The organism is Streptomyces spororaveus (genome assembly GCF_016755875.1).
Lineage (GTDB): Bacteria > Actinomycetota > Actinomycetes > Streptomycetales > Streptomycetaceae > Streptomyces > Streptomyces spororaveus.
Genome location: NZ_BNED01000005.1, coordinates 2,016,657 through 2,033,600, shown reverse-complemented (window position 1 = coordinate 2,033,600; position 16,944 = coordinate 2,016,657). Strand labels below are relative to the sequence as shown.

15 protein-coding genes and 1 pseudogene are annotated in these 16,944 nt (G+C 73.4%); 8 read left to right on the top strand and 8 right to left on the bottom strand.

Annotated features, from left to right (window positions below):
• The first annotated feature begins 109 nt into the window (after positions 1–109).
• Positions 110–307 carry a hypothetical protein gene (locus tag Sspor_RS11815; protein ID WP_202199081.1) on the top strand — a complete coding sequence of 66 codons (198 nt, stop codon included), beginning with the start codon at positions 110–112 and terminating at the stop codon, positions 305–307.
• A gap of 5 nt (positions 308–312) precedes the next feature.
• Here the strand turns inward: Sspor_RS11815 and Sspor_RS11810 are convergent, their stop codons facing one another.
• From Sspor_RS11810 to Sspor_RS11800, 3 genes are all read right to left on the bottom strand, one after another.
• Positions 313–852: a hypothetical protein gene (locus Sspor_RS11810; RefSeq protein WP_202199080.1), complete on the bottom strand. Its 540-nt coding sequence runs from the start codon at positions 850–852 to the stop codon at positions 313–315.
• A gap of 107 nt (positions 853–959) precedes the next feature.
• Positions 960–1,442, bottom strand: a complete 483-nt coding sequence (locus Sspor_RS11805) for a DUF456 domain-containing protein (RefSeq protein ID WP_202199079.1) — start codon at positions 1,440–1,442, stop codon at positions 960–962.
• Positions 1,443–1,466: 24 nt separating this feature from the next.
• Positions 1,467–2,444: a helix-turn-helix domain-containing protein gene (locus tag Sspor_RS11800; RefSeq protein ID WP_202199078.1), complete on the bottom strand. Its 978-nt coding sequence runs from the start codon at positions 2,442–2,444 to the stop codon at positions 1,467–1,469.
• A gap of 197 nt (positions 2,445–2,641) precedes the next feature.
• Between Sspor_RS11800 and Sspor_RS11795 the strand changes: the two genes are divergently transcribed.
• Together Sspor_RS11795 and Sspor_RS11790 are read left to right on the top strand one after the other, a co-directional pair.
• Complete coding sequence (locus tag Sspor_RS11795) at positions 2,642–6,415, top strand: S8 family peptidase (RefSeq protein ID WP_202199077.1); 3,774 nt, start codon at positions 2,642–2,644, stop codon at positions 6,413–6,415.
• Between the two features lie 102 nt (positions 6,416–6,517).
• Positions 6,518–7,903: a protein phosphatase 2C domain-containing protein gene (locus Sspor_RS11790; protein ID WP_202199076.1), complete on the top strand. Its 1,386-nt coding sequence runs from the start codon at positions 6,518–6,520 to the stop codon at positions 7,901–7,903.
• Between the two features lie 91 nt (positions 7,904–7,994).
• Here Sspor_RS11790 and Sspor_RS11785 read toward each other — a convergent pair whose 3' ends face one another.
• Positions 7,995–8,210 carry a hypothetical protein gene (locus Sspor_RS11785; RefSeq protein ID WP_202199075.1) on the bottom strand — a complete coding sequence of 72 codons (216 nt, stop codon included), beginning with the start codon at positions 8,208–8,210 and terminating at the stop codon, positions 7,995–7,997.
• Between the two features lie 125 nt (positions 8,211–8,335).
• Between Sspor_RS11785 and Sspor_RS11780 the strand changes: the two are divergent.
• Together Sspor_RS11780 and Sspor_RS11775 are read left to right on the top strand one after the other, a co-directional pair.
• A pseudogene (locus Sspor_RS11780) lies at positions 8,336–8,895 on the top strand (thiamine pyrophosphate-dependent enzyme); the annotation flags it as partial.
• 129 nt (positions 8,896–9,024) lie between these two features.
• On the top strand, positions 9,025–9,471 hold the full coding sequence (locus Sspor_RS11775) for an ATP-binding protein (RefSeq protein WP_237403817.1): 447 nt from the start codon (positions 9,025–9,027) through the stop codon (positions 9,469–9,471).
• Positions 9,472–9,514: 43 nt separating this feature from the next.
• On the opposite strand, the gene Sspor_RS11770 is transcribed toward Sspor_RS11775, so the two are convergent.
• Together Sspor_RS11770 and Sspor_RS11765 are read right to left on the bottom strand one after the other, a co-directional pair.
• Positions 9,515–10,573, bottom strand: a complete 1,059-nt coding sequence (locus Sspor_RS11770; RefSeq protein WP_202199074.1) for a DUF2637 domain-containing protein — start codon at positions 10,571–10,573, stop codon at positions 9,515–9,517.
• 208 nt (positions 10,574–10,781) lie between these two features.
• Positions 10,782–11,642, bottom strand: coding sequence for a (2Fe-2S)-binding protein (locus Sspor_RS11765; RefSeq protein WP_202199073.1), 861 nt, complete (start codon positions 11,640–11,642; stop codon positions 10,782–10,784).
• A gap of 138 nt (positions 11,643–11,780) precedes the next feature.
• On the opposite strand from Sspor_RS11765, the gene Sspor_RS11760 reads away from it, so the two are divergent.
• Positions 11,781–12,446, top strand: a complete 666-nt coding sequence (locus Sspor_RS11760; protein ID WP_237403816.1) for a GntR family transcriptional regulator — start codon at positions 11,781–11,783, stop codon at positions 12,444–12,446.
• 91 nt (positions 12,447–12,537) lie between these two features.
• On the opposite strand, the gene Sspor_RS11755 is transcribed toward Sspor_RS11760, so the two are convergent.
• A complete protein-coding gene (locus tag Sspor_RS11755; protein WP_202203613.1) occupies positions 12,538–13,323 on the bottom strand; it encodes a hypothetical protein in 786 nt (261 codons plus the stop codon).
• Between the two features lie 181 nt (positions 13,324–13,504).
• Positions 13,505–15,184, bottom strand: a complete 1,680-nt coding sequence (locus Sspor_RS11750; protein WP_202199072.1) for a PucR family transcriptional regulator — start codon at positions 15,182–15,184, stop codon at positions 13,505–13,507.
• A 253-nt stretch (positions 15,185–15,437) separates the two neighbouring features.
• Between Sspor_RS11750 and Sspor_RS11745 the strand changes: the two genes are divergently transcribed.
• Both Sspor_RS11745 and Sspor_RS11740 read left to right on the top strand, forming a co-directional pair.
• Positions 15,438–16,334, top strand: coding sequence for an FAD binding domain-containing protein (locus Sspor_RS11745; RefSeq protein ID WP_030715117.1), 897 nt, complete (start codon positions 15,438–15,440; stop codon positions 16,332–16,334).
• Positions 16,335–16,336: 2 nt separating this feature from the next.
• Positions 16,337–16,942, top strand: coding sequence for a (2Fe-2S)-binding protein (locus tag Sspor_RS11740; protein ID WP_202199071.1), 606 nt, complete (start codon positions 16,337–16,339; stop codon positions 16,940–16,942).
• Positions 16,943–16,944 lie beyond the last annotated feature (2 nt).

Below are 16,944 nucleotides of genomic sequence, written 5' to 3'. Positions count from 1 at the left end.
AATGACGGGGATGAGGGCTTCACTCGAATGGAGTAACAGGGTGCGCGCCTCGGCCTCGTGCGGGGCGAGGCTGGTGACGACCGTGTCGCTCGCCCTTGTGGAGGTCCTGATGCGTACACGACTTCTCGGGTTCGTCGCCGCCGTGGTGCTCGCCGCTCTCGGTGCCCTGGCTCCCGCCGCACAGGCCGCCGTGCCCGCCATCGACGGGCAGACGTGCATGGACGGCGGCGGAACGGTGGAGTACGAATCGGCCCAGGGCTCGTGGATCTGCGTCGACGGCAGCTACAACAACAAACCGATCGACTGAACGGGCTACCCGGCCACCGGGTTCCCGTCGGCGAGCGGGGCGCCGCACCGGGTGCAGTACCGGGCGTCGCGTTCGGCGGCCAGCCGTCCGCACGCGTCGCAGACGAGGTGCAGGAGGCAGGCCGGCTCGCCGGCGTCCGACACGAGCCGCGGAGCCGGGGCCACCGTCAGGGGCGGGGAGCGGCGGTGGGCCGTCGTGTACGTCAGGCCCCCGTCCCCCGCCTGTACGGAACACCTCGTGCCGCTCGGCAGCCAGGCCACGCAACCGGGGGCGAGCGCCAGCGCGCCGTCGGGCGTGCGGACCTCGCCCGAGCCCCCGACCACCACGAGCAGCACGCCCGAAACCGCCTCGGGGAGGACTGCCTCGGGGAGCACCGCCTCGGTGGGCTCGTCGAGGCCGGCTCCCGCGCCCAGCCGGACCACCTGCGCGTCCAGGTCACGGCCGGGGTCCCGCAGCGTCCACACGACGCGTGCCCGCCCGTCGCCCACCGGGCCGGCGGGCGGCGGGGCGAGGAAGACCGGCTTGCCCGGAACGGGCCTGTCCATGGCGGCTCCACGACCGATCGTGTCAGGGGCTGAGAGCCTAGCCACCGATCGCGAGGTCCGCAGCAGCAGCAGCCGCATCCGGGCCGGTGCTCACACCCGGCGGACGCCTACTGCGCCACCACCGCCCCCACCCACGCCCCCACCACCAGCAGACACGCGAACAGCTCCACCAGCACGCTCGTCCCCACCGCCCGCATCACCGCGCGCACCGACGCCCAGGCCTCGCCGTGCGTGCCCAGGCGCAGCCGCTCGCAGAGGTAGATGCCGCCCACGAAGCCAGGTACCGCCCCGACCACCGGCACCAGGACGAAGCCCAGGACCGCCCCGGTCCCCGCGAACGCCACCATCCGGGACGTGATGCCCAGCCCGCGCACCCGCCGGGGCGGCAGCAGCCACTTCACCACCTGGACCACCAGCAGCAGGGCCGTCGCCGCGACCAGCAGGGACCACGCCGTCGCCGTGCGGACGTGCAGCGCCCACCACAGCAGCCCCGCCCACACCAGCCAGGTGCCCGGCACACCCGGGATCAGCACTCCGACCACCCCGAGCAGCAGCACCAGCCCCACCAGCAGCAGCTGAGGCAGATCCATGCGCTCAGCCTGACCGACCAGGGGCTATCGGGCCACCCAGCCCCGCTCGTACGCGTGCCAGCCCAGCTGCAGCCGCGTCGTCACCCCGGACAGCTCCATCAGCCCCTTGACCCGCCGCTGCACCGTCCGCAACCCGAGCTCCAGGTGCTTGGCCACACTCGCGTCCGTCATACCCGCCAGGAGCAGCGAGAGGATCTCCAGATCCGTGGCGTCCGGGCTGCCCCCGGCCTCCTCCGCCGAACCGGCCGCCCCCAGCCGCAGCGGCAGCGACTCCCGCCACACCGCCTCGAACAGGCCGGTCAGCGATTCCAGCAGCCCCGACGCGTGCACCACCAACGCGGCCGGCTCCGCCCCGCGGGCCGTCAGCGGGACCATGGCCAGCGTCCGGTCCGCGATCACCAGTTTCGTCGGGACCTGTGCCGTCACCCGGACCTGCTCGCCGCGCGCCAGCGCCGTCGACGCCTCCCGGATCCCGCTCGGCAGGGTCAGTACCTCCCGCTCGATGACCACCCGGTAGTCGACCCCGCGGACGGAGGCACGGTCCTCCGCCTCGTTGTCCGTGCCCGTCACCACCTGCGGCCGCCCCGTCACCAGCGCGCAGACCTCCTTCTCCGCGCCCAGCTGGATCTGGTGGAAGCGGTGCGCCACCGCGCTCGCGCCCTGCACCACCTCCACGAGGTCGTGCACCGCGGGCTCGCTCGCCTCGACCCGGTACTCCTCCGCCAGCAGCGCCGCCGCCAGCTCCGCCTGCTCCAGCTCGTGCCGCTGCTGCGTCAGCAGTGCCCCGAGGGCCACCCCCGGCGGGGCCGCCACCCAGCGCCCGGGCCGGGCCGAGGACTGCGCGGCCAGCCCGTGCCGCTCCAGGTGGCGCAGGGCCCGTTCGGTGTGCGGCACCGGCAGCGTCAGCCGGTGCGCGAGATCGGGTACCTCCGCGGCACCCAGCGCGACCAGCGCGCGGTACGCCGACTCCTGGCCCTCGTCCAGGCCTATGGCACCCAGCAACCCGTCCACCCACCTTTCGACACGCGCCTGGCGGGAAGCGGCCACGGCGCAAACCCGCCGCGGACATCATCGCCGCACCCGGCGCCACTCTGCCAAGGTGACGCCACCGCAGCACCAACATCCGCCGGCCAGAAGCCATTTACGCGGCGCTTCGCCGTGCAATGCAGCAGTTGGCCGGAATTCACCTGGGGAGAGCGATGCGTCCGATATCGCGTACGGCACTGGGAGCGGCCGCCGCGGCCGTCCTGGCCGCCACCGCCGTCGGCCCGTCGGCGGCGCAGCCGGCCGACGGGGCGTCCGGAGCGGGGAAGAGACCGATCGTCGGCAGTGCGGCGGCCGGAGAGCAGCCCACGGCCCCCGTCACGGTGACCCTGGTCACCGGCGACCGGATCCTGGTGTCCACCGACACGGCCGGCCGCACCGCCGCCACCGCGATGCCGCGCCCGGACGGCTCGCAGCCGCTCGTACAGACCCGGCAGTCTGGCCAGGACCTGTACGTCTACCCGCAGGACGCGGTCAAGGCGCTCGCCGCCGGAAAGGCCGACCCCGAACTCTTCAACGTCACCGGTCTCGTCCGGCAGGGCTACGACGACGCGCACACCAAGAAGCTGCCGCTCATCGCGGTCTACGACGCATCCGTGAACGTGGCGCGCAGCGCCCCGCCCGCGCCCCGCGGCGCCGACCGCTCCCTCGTCCTCACCTCCATCGGCGCCGTCGCCCTCACCGCCGACAAGGAGCAGGCCGCCGCCTTCTGGTCCGATGTCACCGGTACGGACCCTCACACGCGCTCCGTGGCGGGCGGGCTGAAGAAGCTGTGGCTGGACGGCAAGGTCCGCGCGAACCTGGAGCGTTCCACGCAGCAGGTCGCCGCTCCCGCCGCCTGGGCCGCCGGGTACGACGGCAAGGGCACCAAGGTCGCCGTCCTCGACACCGGAACGGACCTGGACCACCCCGACCTCCGGGGCCGCGTCACCGCGTCGAAGAACTTCACCGACTCCGACACCGACGCGGACCGGCAGGGCCACGGCACCCACACCATCTCCACCGTCGGCGGCTCCGGCGCCGAGAGCGGCGGCGCCAGGAAGGGCGTGGCCCCCGGCGCCGAACTGCTCAGCGGCAAGGTCCTCAACGACGGTGGCTACGGCCTCGATTCGTGGATCATCGCGGGCATGGAATGGGCCGTCGAAGCCAAGGCCGACGTGGTCTCCATGAGCCTCGGCGACCCCACGCAGACCGCATGCGACGACCCGCTCGCCGCCGCCGCCGAACGACTCTCCCGGCAGGGCCCGCTCTTCGTCGTCGCCGCCGGCAACTCCGGCCCCGGCAACAACACCGTCTCCTCGCCCGGTTGCGCGCCCTCCGCCTTGACCGTGGGCGCCGTCGACCGCGACGACACGACGGCCCCGTTCTCCAGCCGCGGCCCGGCCGGACTCCAGCACACCCTCAAGCCCGAGATCGCCGCCCCCGGCGTCGGGATCTCCGCCGCCGCCGCGGGCGGCCGCGGGGTGTACGCCTACCAGTCCATGTCCGGCACCTCGATGGCCACCCCGCATGTCGCGGGCGCCGCCGCCGTCGTCAAGCAGCGCCACCCCGACTGGAGCGGACAGCAGATCAAGGCCGCCCTCGTAGGTTCCGCCGACACCCGGATCCCCGGCGACGTCCGGGAGACCGGCGGCGGCCGCCTCGACGTGAAGGCCGCGATCGACACCACCGTGACCGGCGCCCCCGCCGTCCAGGGCGGCGTGTACAACTGGCCGCAGGACCGCAGCGACCGCACCACCGCCGAGGTCCCGTACACCAACACGGGCAAGAGCCCCGTCACCCTGGCCCTGGCCGTCGAGAAGGTCACCGGCAACGACGGCTCGCCCGTCCGCGGGCAGGTCGCCCGTCTCGACCGGCGCACGGTCACCGTCGCGGCCGGCGCCACCGTCAAGGTGCCGCTCGCCCTCGACCCGGCGGCGAGGCTGGAACGCTCCCAGTACGGGGACGTCACCGGACGCGTCGTCGCCACCGCGAACGGCGTGCGCGTCTCCACCCCCTTCTCGCTCTCCATCGAGCCCGAGACCGTGACCCTGCGCGTCAAGCTCGTCGACCGGGCGGGCAGGCCGGCCTCCGGACCCTCCTCGCTGGACGTGATCGGCACCGACGACGCCACCGGCGAACGCCGCTTCAACGAGGGCGCCGTGGACCAGGTCTACCGGGTGCGCCCGGGCGCGTACTTCCTCTCCGCCTTCGTCGCCACCCCCGACGCGGGACAGGGGGAGGGAGACAGGCTGATCGACTCCCTCACCTACCTCGGCCGCCCCCAGGTCGAACTGAAGAAGGACACCACCGTCGTCCTGGACGCCCGTAGGGCCGGGCGCCTGGACATCGCCGCCGACCAGCCGGTCGAGGCACGCAACACCACCCTCGGATTCGCCCGCAGCTGGGACGACGTCTGGCTGCACGCGGGCACCGCCATGGGCGGCCGCACCATCCGCGGCTTCTACGCCTCCGTCGAGGGCCGCGCCAAGGACGGCGGCTTCGAGTTCGCGTCCTACTGGCGGGCGGCCGCGCCGCTCGTCTCCGAGCTGAAGGCCGTCGGCGGCCCGGCACTCCACCCGATCACCGCTTCCACCGGCAGCGACAACCTCGACGGGACCGGCAGCGCACGGCTGGTCGACGCCGGCTCCGGCACCCCCGGGGAACTCGCCGCGGCGGGCGCCCGGGGCGCGGTCGTCCTGGTGAAGGCGGCCGACGGCGCACTGTACGAGGTCGCGCAGAACGCGAAGGCCGCCGGCGCCAAGGCGGTCCTCGCCCACCGCGAGGCCCCCGGCCGCTGGACCGGCTTCACCGGCTACGCGGGCGGCGCGCTGCCCGCGCTGACCATCGAGAGCACCGAGGCGAAGGCGCTGCTGGCCAGGCTCGCGACCGGCAAGGTCACCCTCTCCTGGAAGGCCACGGCACGGAGCCCGTACGTCTACTCCCTCGCCCTCCCCGAGAAGGGGGAAGTGGGCGGCCACACCTACCGGGTACGCGACCGCGACCTCGGGCGGACCGAGTCCACCTACAACTCCATGGGCGTCGCGGCCGACTTCATCGACCTGGCCGCGGCGTACCGGCCGATCGGCACCGCCGTCTACTTCGGCGGGACGGAGACCGTCGCGGCACCGGGAACACGGACCGAGTACCACTCCGCCGGGGACACCGCCTGGGACCAGCTGCTCTCCAGCAGCTTCCCCTGGGGCGAGTTCATGGTCGGCGAGCAGCGCACCTACGCGAAGGGGCAGCGGAACGCGGCCACGTGGTACGACGGGATCACCGGCCCGGTCGCGCCGCGCGACCTCGCGGGCAAGGAGACCCTCGCCGCCGAGCGGCAGGGCAACCTGATCGGGTTCGCCCCCGCCATGTGGGGCGACAGCGGCCACGCCGCCCAGCCGGGCTCCTTCGGGGACATCGGCTCGCTCGTGCTCAAGCGGGGCGGCGAGGTCGTCGGGGAGAGCTGGTACCCGTTCGGGGTCTTCGAGGTGCCGGCCGAGGAGGGCCGCTACGAACTGACGCAGTCCATCGAGAAGATCGGCCCGCCCGCCCGCGTCTGGCAGCGTTCCACCGCCGTGCAGACCACGTGGGGGTTCTCCACGAAGCTCGACGCCTCGGCGTACTCGCAGGGCCTGGCGATCCTCTTCCCGCGCTACACGGCCCCCCTGGACGGGAGGAAGACGGTCGCGGCGGCGGACGGCCGGATCGTCGGGCTGGGCGCCACCGGCCACGCGGGCTACGTGCCCGGCGCACTGAAGTCGGCGAAGCTGTCGTACTCCTACGACGGCGAGAGCTGGACGCAGGCGAAGGTGAGCGAGCGGGGCGGCCGGTGGAGCGCGGTCGTCGACCACGCCGGAGCCTCCGGCAAGTCCGTGTCGCTGAAGGTCGAACTGGCCGACGCGAAGGGCGCCGTGGTCACCCAGACGGTCGTGCGGGCGTACGACGTGCGCTGATCCGTACGGGCTGAACGCGAGGGGTCCACCGGACGGCGGTCCGGTGGGCCCTTTTCCCGCATTCGGCGTTTTCCGCCCCCGTGGGGGGCCGAGAATGAAGCCATGAGTCAGCAGGGCGCGGACGACTGGTGGCAGAAGCTCTACGAGGGCCCCGACGCGGCAGCGGAACCCGATCCGGGGGACACCCTGGACCACCGGTTCCGTTCGGCGGCGGGCGTGACGACGGACCCGGCACCGGCATCGGCACCGGCCACGGCCCCTGCCACGGGCCCGGCCCCGGACCTCGCACCGGACCCGGGACCGCCGGAACCTCCGCGCGCCCCGGAGCCGCTGCTGCCCGGCCCCCGCCAGGGGGATCCGGCGCCGGCCCCGACCCTGCCCACCCTCCCGCCGCCGCGGGATCCCCGGGCGGGCGACGCCACCGGGTACGCGCTCGGGGGAGTGGCCGTACCACCGGTGCGCGGGCCCGAGCTGCCGGTCCGGAACCCCCGCGCGCCGAGCCCGGGGACCCGGCCCGATCCGGCACCGCAGCCGCGGCAGGCCCCCGCGGCCGAACCCGAACCCGAAGCCGAACCCGCGCCGCGGCCGGAGCCCGGGCGGGGACCCGAGCCGGTGGCGGCCGGGCCGGCGGCGGTCCGGCCCGAGGTCTCCCACCTGGGCGACCGCGCCCCCACCTACGCCCCCGAACCGGGGGCCCTCCCGCCCGCCGACCCGGCCGCCGTAGACGAGCTGACCCCGGACACCGTCCTCGAAGGGGCCCGCTACGGCTCCTACACCCTGCGCGCCGCCTCCCTGCGCGGGGACTCCGCCCGCTACCGCGGCGAGGCCCGCCGCGACTTCCTGCTCACCGCCCGCTTCGGCAGCGGCGACGACGCGCTGGTCCTGGTCGCCCTCGCGGGCGGGGACCGGGCCGCCCCCGGGGCCGCCGAGGCCGCCTCCGAGCTGTGCCGCACGGTCGCGGCCGCCGTCGGGCGGAGCCAGGAGCGGCTGGCCGACGACATCCGCGCCGGGCGCCGCGACGCCCTGCGCTCGGGCCTCCAGCGCCTCACCGACCGGGGCTACGGGCGACTGCGGGCCCGCGCCGCCGAGCTCGGGCTCGCCGAGCCGGCGTACACCGCAGGACTGCGAGGGCTGCTGCTCCCGGTGGATCCGCAGTGCCGCACCCGGGTGTGCTTCGGCGCCGGCGCGGGCGGCCTGTTCCGGCTCCGCTCGGGGCAGTGGCAGGACCTGGAACCCGCCGGGTCGGCCGAGGACACGGAGGTCGGGTTCCGCTTCCGCGCGGCCGTGGCCCGGCCCGGGGACACCCTGCTGCTGTGCTCCGGGGGCCTGGCCGAACCGATGCGGGAGGAGGCCGCCCTCCCGGCGGAGCTCGCCGCCCGCTGGGCCGGACAGGAGCCGCCCGGCCTCGCGGCCTTCCTCGCGGACACCCAGCTCCGCCTCAAGGGGTACGCCGACGACCGCACGGCCGCCGCCGTCTGGGAGGCGTGACCGGCGCACCCGTGGCCCCGGTGTCTCGCTGGTGCAGCATGCGCGCGCCGGTGCGCCCCGCCGCGCGTGGCCGCGGGGCGCACCGTGAGATTCAGTCGACCAGCTCCCCGTTGCGCGTTCCGCCCTCGCAGATGTTGTTCGCCCCGACCTTTCCGCCGCCGTCGATGCACTCACCAGGGGTGGGGTTTTCGGTGACGGCGACGGTGGGGGTGGCAGGGGCGGCGGACGCGGTGGCAGCGCCTGTGAGGCCGAGTCCGGCGAGGGCTGCCGTGGCGATGACGGCGGCCAGAATTCGTCGAATGCGCATGTGGTTTCCCTTTCGCGGATTGCCTCGGTTGGGGCACTACTCAGCTTGATCTTCACCCATGTGGGTGGCGCGTTTGGTTACTCCATTCGGGTGAAGTCGGTCGGGCCGCCGGTCCGGGTCGGACCGCCGTTCCCGCCGTCGCCGCCGGCATGTGCAATGTGGGGGGCGGCGCGCTATCTTTCCCCGAACCGCAAGGGCGCATCGTGGGCTCCTTCGCCGACCGGAACCGTCAAGTGGTGTCGATGTCGGGCGACGGTGGTTTCTCGATGCCGGTGGGAGATTTCCTCCCCCTGGTGCAGTACGACCCGCTCGCCGAAGTGGTCCTCTTCGACAACTCATCACTCGGAACGGCCGAGTCGGAGACGTCGGTTTCCGGCCTGCCCTCCCGGGGGGCGACGAACAGGAACCCGGACGTCGCGGGCCTCGCGCGTGCGGCCGGTGCGTACGGGGTCCGCGTGGAGCGGCCCCAGCAGCTCACAGGGGCTTTGAAGGGGGCAGTCCGGCACCGGGGCCCGCTCCGGCGGACGTGGTCACGGACCTGGGCGCCCTGTCGATTCCTCCGAAGACCGGCGCCGGAACGGTGACCGGATTCGTACGGTCCGTCGGCAGGATCGTGGGGGACGGAGGAGTGGATCACATGATCCGGACGGCCTGTTCCGACCCCCGCGACGTGCCCCGCCCGTAAGCCCGCAGGAGTGCGGGACCGCCCGGGGGGCATGCATCCCGTAGACCTGTTCGAGAGCAAGGACACGGGAGGGACATCGCCGTGCGGGTGGGGGCGAAGACCGGGAAGCTGTGGGGGAGAGGGAGGCCGGTGCCGGGTGAGCCGTCCGCCGACGGGGACGGGGAAGCGGTGGACGCGCTGCGGATCACCCGGAGCGTACGCCGGGCCGACCTGAAGGCGGGCGGCGAAGTCCGCCGGGCTCTGCGGGAGTTGATGCGCCACCGATGCCGGACCGACGCCGCCGAGGTGGCCGAACTGCTGATCACCGAGCTCGTCACCAACGCGCTCGTCCATACCGACCGGGGTGCCGAGGTGCACGCGAGCCTCGCCGCCACCCGCTTACGCGTGGAGGTCCGGGACTACGCCGCACGCCGTCCCCGGCCGTACGTACCGACCGCCGACGACGGTACGCACGGCCGGGGACTCGTGCTGGTACAGGAACTCGCCGACGAATGGGGCGTGGACGCGCTCGCCCTGGGCAGCGGCAAGGTCGTGTGGTTCGAGCTCGACGCACGGCATGACGCAGGGCCCGCCTGAACAGGCGGGCCCCACGGGGTTTCCCCGAGTTTCACGGACCAGGTCAGCCGAACTGCTGCTCCAGGTCCTTCAGTTTGCGCTCCAGCGAGTCCAGCCGGGGAATGGTCTGGGTGTCGTCCTCGGCGGTGAGGTCCACCGTCCGGGGGCCGGTCACGTCAAGGGAGTCGGTCGGGTTGACGGCCTGCAGGGAGGGCCGGCGTCGCAGGGGCAGTTGTCCTGATTCCGGTATGGCCGGCTCCGCGCCGACCGGCGCGGAGCCCGCTCCCTGCGTCAGTTCCGGGAGCTCGACCTGACGGCCGCGCGAACGCCCGAACGCCCTGTTCTGCCGGCCCAGCGCCTTGATGCGCGCCCGGTCCAACCGGTTCTGGTCGCGCCTGCGGTGCCGGTCCTGCTCCCGCTCCTTCTTGTCCTCGCGCACCTCGTCCACGGCCTCGTCGAGGGTGCGCACCCCCTCCAGCAGCATGAGCGACCATGCGCCGAAGGTCTCCCGGGGGGCCCGCAGCCAGCGGACCATCCGGATCTGCGGCAGCGGCCTCGGGATCAGGCCCTGTTCGCGCAGCGCCGCCCGGCGGGTCTGCTTGAGGGCGCGGTCGAAGAGGACGGCCGCCGAGAGGGACATCCCCGCGAAGAACTGCGGGGCCCCGTCGTGGCCCAGGCCCCGGGGTGCGTGCACCCAGTTGAACCACGCGGCCGCGCCGGCGAACAGCCAGACGAGCATGCGCGAGCCGAGGGCGGCGTCGCCGTGGCTGGCCTCGCGGACGGCGAGTACCGAGCAGAACATGGCGGCGCCGTCGAGACCGAAGGGGACCAGGTACTCCCAGCCTCCGGAGAGGTTGAGGTTCTGTCGGCCGAAGCCGACCAGTCCGTGGAAGGAGAGCGCGGCGGCGACCGCCGCGCAGCAGAAGAGCAGAACGTACGAAGCGCTCCCGTAGACGGCTTCCTTGCGCCGCCGCCGTTCCTCGCTGCGCTCCCAGCTGTCGTCCGCCGCGGCCTTCTCGCTCTCGCGCTTGCCTCGGGCCAGTACCGCAACTGCCGCAAGTACGCCCAGGATCAACAGGCTGCCGGGCAGCAGCCAGTCCAGCGATATGTCGGTCAGTCTCATGCGGATGTCCCTTGCCTCGCGTATGCGGCTATGCGGCCGTGCGGCTTTCCGGGCGCCATAGTGGCGTAGCCGGAGAGTGGTGCACGCGGGTTTCGGGGCAAGTGGACGCCATCGGGGGGTGGGGCCCGCCGGATAGGGTGTTGTGACTCGAACTGGTGCCCGTATGAGCCCAGTTGTGTTCGATTGCGGTCAGCCGTACGGGGTGGGTTCAGGCGCCCGCCGCCGCGAGGCGGGCGATCCGGTCGGCGTCACAGGTCCGCGGACAGGTGACACAGGTGTCCTCGGGGCGGATGGTGTAGAAGAAGCAGCAGCCGGCCCGGTCCCGGGTGGGCAGCTCCTCGCCGGCGGGTCCGGTGAGCGTGCGGAACCCCGCGCCCCCGGTGTACGGGGCCGTCGAGCCGGGCAGCAGCGCCTCCAGTTCGGCCATGGCGCGCCGCTCCTCGCCGAGCAGGCTGCCGATGTACCAGAGGCTCTCGACGACCTCGTCGGTCGCCATGCCCCACAGGGCGCGGCGCCCGCGCCGCATGCGCGGGCCGAACCCCTCCAGCAGTGGCCCGAGGTGCTCGGCCACCGCGGCCCGCACCTCGTCGCGCAGCGCCTCCTCGTCGGGCACGACACGGGCCCCCGGGAGGGCGGCCGCCGGATCGTCCGGCAGGCAGGCGAACTCCCCGACGCGCACGCTCATCCGGCCGAGGGTCCGGTGGAAGGCCACCCCGGTGACCGGGAGGCGCGGGACCCGCCGGTGCAGGAACCACGGGAGGGTGATCAGCAGGCAGGCCGGCCACGCGTACCGGTGCAGCCCGAAGCCCGCGATCACATCGGGGCGGGCCTGGGTCCCGTAGTCCCGCAGGACCTGGGCGTTGTCCCAGGCGAGGAAGGCGTCCAGGGCCGGCCCGCCGGCCGCGAGCTCGTCCGCGCCGACCCATCCCGCACCGCGAGGGACGGGTTCGTGCGCGGTGCGCTCGATCACCCGCAGTCCGCCGTACGCCTCGGCCAGCCTGGCGAACGCATCCGCCACCGCGGAGCCGGGCGGGGCGGATGTGACGGCCGGGAGGGTCGTGACGGTCATGGCGGGCCACCGAATCACAGAATCACACGATCATTAACAGGTAAGCCTTACCTTACTCGATCCGGACCGGTCTGTAACCTACTGACGCGTACGACGTCACCTATCCTCGGGAGAGGTCGAAACCCGGAGGAGGACCGAGTGCGCGAAACGGCCCACGCCCGGGTACCGGCACAAAGGCGGAAGGTGTTGCGCCATTCGGTGCGCGGACAGGTGCTCGACGCGCTGCGCGCGGCCCTGATCGACGGCGAGCTGGTGCCGGGGGAGATCTACTCGGGCCCGGCGCTGGGAGAGCGTTTCGGGGTCTCCGCGACCCCGGTGCGCGAGGCGATGCAGCAGCTGGCCGTGGAGGGGGCGGTGGAATGCCTCCCGAACCGGGGTTTCCGCGTGCTCTCCCGCACCCCGGGTGAGCTCGCCGAGCTGGCCGAGGTACGGGCGCTGCTGGAGGTCCCGGTGATGCTCCGGCTGGCCCGCACGGAGCCCGCCGAGGCCTGGGAGGCCCTGCGCCCGGCGGCGGACCTGACGGTCGAGGCCGCGGCCGCCGGTGACCTCCCGGGGTACGCGGAGGCGGACCGGGCGTTCCACGGAGCGGTGCTGCGGCTGGCCGGCAACGCGCAGCTGGTGAAGGTGGCGGAGGAGCTCCACCGCCGGGCGCAGTGGCCCCTGCCGGGCGCTCCGCGGGTGCGGCGGGCCGATCTCGTCGCCGACGCGGCGGAGCACTCGGCGCTGCTGGAGGCGCTGGTCGCGCGGGACCTGCCGGTGGTGGAAGCCCTGGTGCGCGAACACTTCGCAGGCTCCTGCGCCTGACCCCGGGCCCCGCTCGCCGGCGGGGCCCAAGGCCGGGGTTCCACCCCGGGCCCCGGGCCCCGAACGCCGACGAGGCCGCAACGGCCGGAGGCTACGCCGCGGGCGACGGTGCCGGGTCCGGGTGGTGGAGCTGGTCCGCCAGCCAGGTGGGGATGCCGCCCAGCAGGTGGAACAGGCGGCGGGCCTCCGCGCGCAGCCGGGCGGCCTCCGGTTCCGGCTCGGCCTCCGCCAGCGCCGCCAGCGCCGGGGCCGTGCCGATCAGGAAGCCCAGGTCCTCCCGGATGCGCAGGGACTCCGCGAAGCCCTTGCGCGCCTCGGCCACCTCCCCGTCCCGCAGCGCCAGCGCGGCCAGGTGCCGCCAGGTGAAGGACAGCAGCAGGGTGTCCCCGTGCGCCTCCGCCCCCGCGTGGGCCCGGTGGTAGGCCGGACGGGCCGACTGCGGGGCATCCGCCAGGTGCTCGGCGACGAGCCCCCGCCGGAAGTCCAGCAGCGGGCGGGTCCTCGACTGCGGGGACAGCAGGGCCGCGGCCCTGCCCAGCGCGGAGCGGGCCTCGTCGGCCCGGTCGCGTACGCCGAGCACGGTGGCGGCGTACGCCAGCTGACCCCGTTCGCACGCGGCCGCGCCCCGGTCGTCGTCGTCCTGGGAGACGGCCTCGGCGATCCGCAGCGCGTCCTCGGCCTCGGCCCAGCCCTGCCCGGTGAACAGGCAGCGCTCCACCAGCAGCGCTGTCCGCTGCACGGCCGCCCCGGCGCCACCGGCCTTGCCGACGTGCGGCGTCAGCAGCGCCGCCGCATCCGTCCAACAGCCGCGCGAGCGCAGCCGCCATATCGCCCGCTGGAGGGGGTCGTCTCCTCCGGTCGTTCCGGCACCCGACATGGCGGTGTCCGCCACATTGCCCTCCCCAAAGCAAGCCAGCAGCACATCGTTGAGCCCTGGGGCGAAATGAGAGCACGGATCTGCGGCATCGGCCAAGGGGTTGGGTGAACTCTTTCACAAAGTCCGGACGGATCATCAGCCGCCCCGTGGCCGAACCCTTGCGGCCGCGGGGCGGATCTTCTCAGCTCATGCGCAGTGCCAGGAAGAAGTCGAGCTTGTCCTCCAGCCGGGACAGGTCCCGCGCCGTCAACTGCTCGATTCGCCCGACCCGGTAGCGCAGCGTGTTGACGTGCAGGTGCAGCCGCGTCGCGCAGCGGGTCCAGGAACCGTCGCAGTCCAGGAAGGCCTCCAGCGTCGGGATGAGCTCCGCGCGGTGGCGCCGGTCGTAGTCCCGCAGCGGGTCCAGCAGCCGGGCCGTGAAGGCGCGGCGGACGTCGTCCGGGACGAACGGCAGCAGCAGCACGTGCGAGGCCAGTTCGTGGTGGCCCGCCGCGCAGACCCGCCCCGGGCGGGCCGCGGCCACCCGGCGGGCGTGCCGGGCCTCCTCCAGCGCCCCGCGCAGCCCCTCGGCGGAGTGCACGGCCGCGCTGACGCCCAGCGTGAGCCGGCCGTCGTCGGCCAGGCCGGCCGCCAGCGGGTCCCGTACCACCGCGAGCAGCTCGTCGGCGTGCAGGGCGGAATCCGGGCCCTTGTCCTCCCCGGCGTCCCCGGCGAGCGAGGGCAGCGGGACCAGGGCGATGGCCTCGTCACCCGCATGGGCCACGGCGATCCGGTCCGAGGGCTCGGGCCCCGAGACCGACGGGTCGACGAGGATCTCCTCCAGCAGCGACTGGGCCACCGGGCCGCCGGGGATGTCCCCGCCGTCCCAGTCCACCCGGGCCACGACGACCTGCCAGTGCGGGGCGGCGCCCAGTCCGGGCAGCAGCACCGGGGCCGCGACCCGCAGACGGGCGGCGATCTCGGCGGGCGGGGCACCCGTCTGGACCAGTTCGAGGACTTCTTGTGCGAGCCGGCGGCGCACCGTGCGCGCCGCGTCGCGCCGGTCGCGCTCCACGGCGATCAGCTGAGTGACGCCCTGGAGCAGATCCAGCCGCTCGGCGGGCCAGTCGCCCGCGTCCGCCTCGACGGCCAGCAGCCAGTCCGAGAGCACCGTCTCGCGCACGTCACGGGCGCCCGGACCGGCGGCTCCGCGCCCGTGTCCCCTGATCGGGAAGAGCGAGTAGGTAATACCCTGGATGGAGATCCGATGCGGCCCCCTGCGGCCCGTCCGGACCGCCGCAAGGTGCTCGCCCGCCAGTGCTGCGCACACGCCCGGCGCCAGCGGCTCGCCCGCCCCGGCGATCTGCCGGCCGGTGGGGGACAGCACCCAGGCCCGGAGATCGAGGTCGGTGGTGAGCAGATCGAGCACCACGTCGGGGCCGCCGCCGGCCGGACCCGAGGTCATCAGCCGGCGGTGCCGGTCCACGACGGCCGCGAGGTCTCCGGCGCGCTCGCCCGAGACCTGCCTGACGACGTACTCCGTGATCGTGGCGAATGCAACGTCCTCGTTCACGGCAAACAGCGGCAGCCGGTTGCGGACGCAGGCCGAAACAAGATCATCGGGAATGGCCTGCAGCTCCGCCTCGCCCGCGGCGAGCCCGGCGACGCCCGCGCTCGCCAGAATTCGTACGAATGGCTCGGAGTCGGCTGAATTTCGTCTCCATGCCAAGCCGGTCAGGACGAGTTCGCCCCCCGACAGATATCGGCTGGGATCGCGCAGGTCGGTCGTCATGACCCCGCGGACCGTCCGGTCGAGTTCACCCTCGCCGCCGAGCAGCCGCAGCCCCAGCGCCTCGGTTTCCAGCAGTGCGCGCAGCCGCATGATGTCGCCGCCGATCTGTCTCGAATGTTGCCGTTGGAAATCGGGCAGGTCGTCGCATCCTGCCTTTCATACGAATCTACAAGACGAGGGAGGCCGTCAGCCAACTCCTTCATGGTTTCAGTGACTGCACCGGGCGGCGAGCGGCTTGTGTACTGGGTCCACACCGCGTTAACAGCACGTGAACGACCAGTCGAGGACTCTCAGGCCTCCTGGCTTGAAGTAAACGACACGATGAAGAAGAAGAGAGCCGCTCATGGACTTCCTTCGCCCCGCCAGCTGGGAGGAGGCGCTCGCCGCAAAGGCCGAGTTCCCCTCGGCTGTGCCGATTGCGGGTGGCACCGACGTGATGGTCGAGATCAACTTCGACCACCGTCGGCCGGAGTACCTCCTGGACCTGAACCGCATCGGTCTGCTGCGGGAGTGGGAGGTCGGCGAGGACGTGGTTCGCCTGGGCGCCTCCGTTCCGTACACGCAGATCATGGAGAACCTCCGCACGGAGCTTCCGGGACTCGCGCTCGCCTCGCACACGGTCGCGTCCCCGCAGATCCGCAACCGCGGCGGTGTCGGCGGCAACCTCGGTTGCGCCTCGCCGGCCGGTGACTCCCACCCGGCGCTGCTCGCGGCGGGTGCCGAGGTCGAGGTGGAGTCCGTACGCGGCTCCCGCCTCATCCCGATCGACGAGTTCTACACCGGTGTGAAGCGCAACGCGCTCGCCGCCGACGAGCTCATCAAGACCGTTCACGTCAAGAAGGCGGACGGCCCCCAGCAGTACTCCAAGGTCGGCTCCCGCAACGCGATGGTCATCGCGGTGTGCGCGTTCGGTCTGGCGCTGCACCCGGAGACCCGCACGGTCCGCACCGGTATCGGTTCGGCCGCGCCGACCCCGATCCGGGCCAAGGCCGCCGAGGAGTTCCTGAACGCCGCGCTCGAAGAGGGCGGCTTCTGGGAGTCCGGCAAGGTCATCACCCCGTCGATCGCCAAGCAGTTCGGTGACCTCGCCTCCGGCGCGGCCAACCCAATCGACGACGTCCGCGGCACGGCGAAGTACCGCCGTCACGCGGTCGGCATCATGGCTCGCCGCCAGCTCGTCTGGACCTGGGAGCAGTACCGCGGTACCGGCAACGGCCGCTCGCTTGAAGGGGCTGCGTAATCATGCGCGTCAATTTCACGGTCAACGGCCGTCAGCAGGAAGCCGACGACGTGTGGGAGGGCGAGTCCCTTCTCTACGTCCTGCGTGAGCGCCTGGGTCTGCCGGGTTCGAAGAACGCCTGCGAGCAGGGCGAGTGCGGTTCCTGCACCGTCCGTCTCGACGGCGTGCCGGTCTGTTCGTGTCTGGTCGCGGCCGGTCAGGTCGAGGGTCGCGACGTCGTGACCGTCGAGGGTCTGGCGGAGTTCTCCAAGCAGCGCGACGAGCACGGCCACGGTGGTGCCTGCGGCACCGGCGGCGGTTGCGGCAGCAAGGGCGTGTCCCTGGACGCCGCCAAGCAGTGGCAGGCCAGGCCAGGCGACTCGCAGACCGGCGAGGGCGTGGAACTCTCGAACATCCAGCAGGCGTTCATCGACGCCGGCGCCGTCCAGTGCGGTTTCTGCACCCCGGGTCTGCTGATCCAGGCGGACGCGCTGCTGGAGGAGAACTCCTCCCCGTCCGACCAGGACATCCGTGAGGCCCTGTCCGGCAACCTCTGCCGCTGCACGGGTTACGAGAAGATCCTCGACGCGGTCCGCCTCGCGGCCGCCCGTCAGGGAGAGGCGGTCTGACC

Bases quoted from the DNA above. Each gene is read 5' to 3' on its own strand.
- Sspor_RS11765 (WP_202199073.1), bottom strand. From the start codon at position 11,642: ATGACCGTCACGACCCTCCCGGCCGTCACATCCGCCCCGCCCGGCTCC.
- Sspor_RS11795 (WP_202199077.1), top strand. From the start codon at position 2,642: ATGCGTCCGATATCGCGTACGGCACTGGGAGCGGCCGCCGCGGCCGTC.
- Sspor_RS11785 (WP_202199075.1), bottom strand. From the start codon at position 8,210: ATGCGCATTCGACGAATTCTGGCCGCCGTCATCGCCACGGCAGCCCTC.
- Sspor_RS11740 (WP_202199071.1), top strand. From the start codon at position 16,337: ATGCGCGTCAATTTCACGGTCAACGGCCGTCAGCAGGAAGCCGACGAC.
- Sspor_RS11790 (WP_202199076.1), top strand. From the start codon at position 6,518: ATGAGTCAGCAGGGCGCGGACGACTGGTGGCAGAAGCTCTACGAGGGC.
- Sspor_RS11805 (WP_202199079.1), bottom strand. From the start codon at position 1,442: ATGGATCTGCCTCAGCTGCTGCTGGTGGGGCTGGTGCTGCTGCTCGGG.
- Sspor_RS11770 (WP_202199074.1), bottom strand. From the start codon at position 10,573: ATGAGACTGACCGACATATCGCTGGACTGGCTGCTGCCCGGCAGCCTG.
- Sspor_RS11745 (WP_030715117.1), top strand. From the start codon at position 15,438: ATGGACTTCCTTCGCCCCGCCAGCTGGGAGGAGGCGCTCGCCGCAAAG.
- Sspor_RS11755 (WP_202203613.1), bottom strand. From the start codon at position 13,323: ATGTCGGGTGCCGGAACGACCGGAGGAGACGACCCCCTCCAGCGGGCG.
- Sspor_RS11750 (WP_202199072.1), bottom strand. From the start codon at position 15,184: ATGCGGCTGCGCGCACTGCTGGAAACCGAGGCGCTGGGGCTGCGGCTG.
- Sspor_RS11810 (WP_202199080.1), bottom strand. From the start codon at position 852: ATGGACAGGCCCGTTCCGGGCAAGCCGGTCTTCCTCGCCCCGCCGCCC.
- Sspor_RS11815 (WP_202199081.1), top strand. From the start codon at position 110: ATGCGTACACGACTTCTCGGGTTCGTCGCCGCCGTGGTGCTCGCCGCT.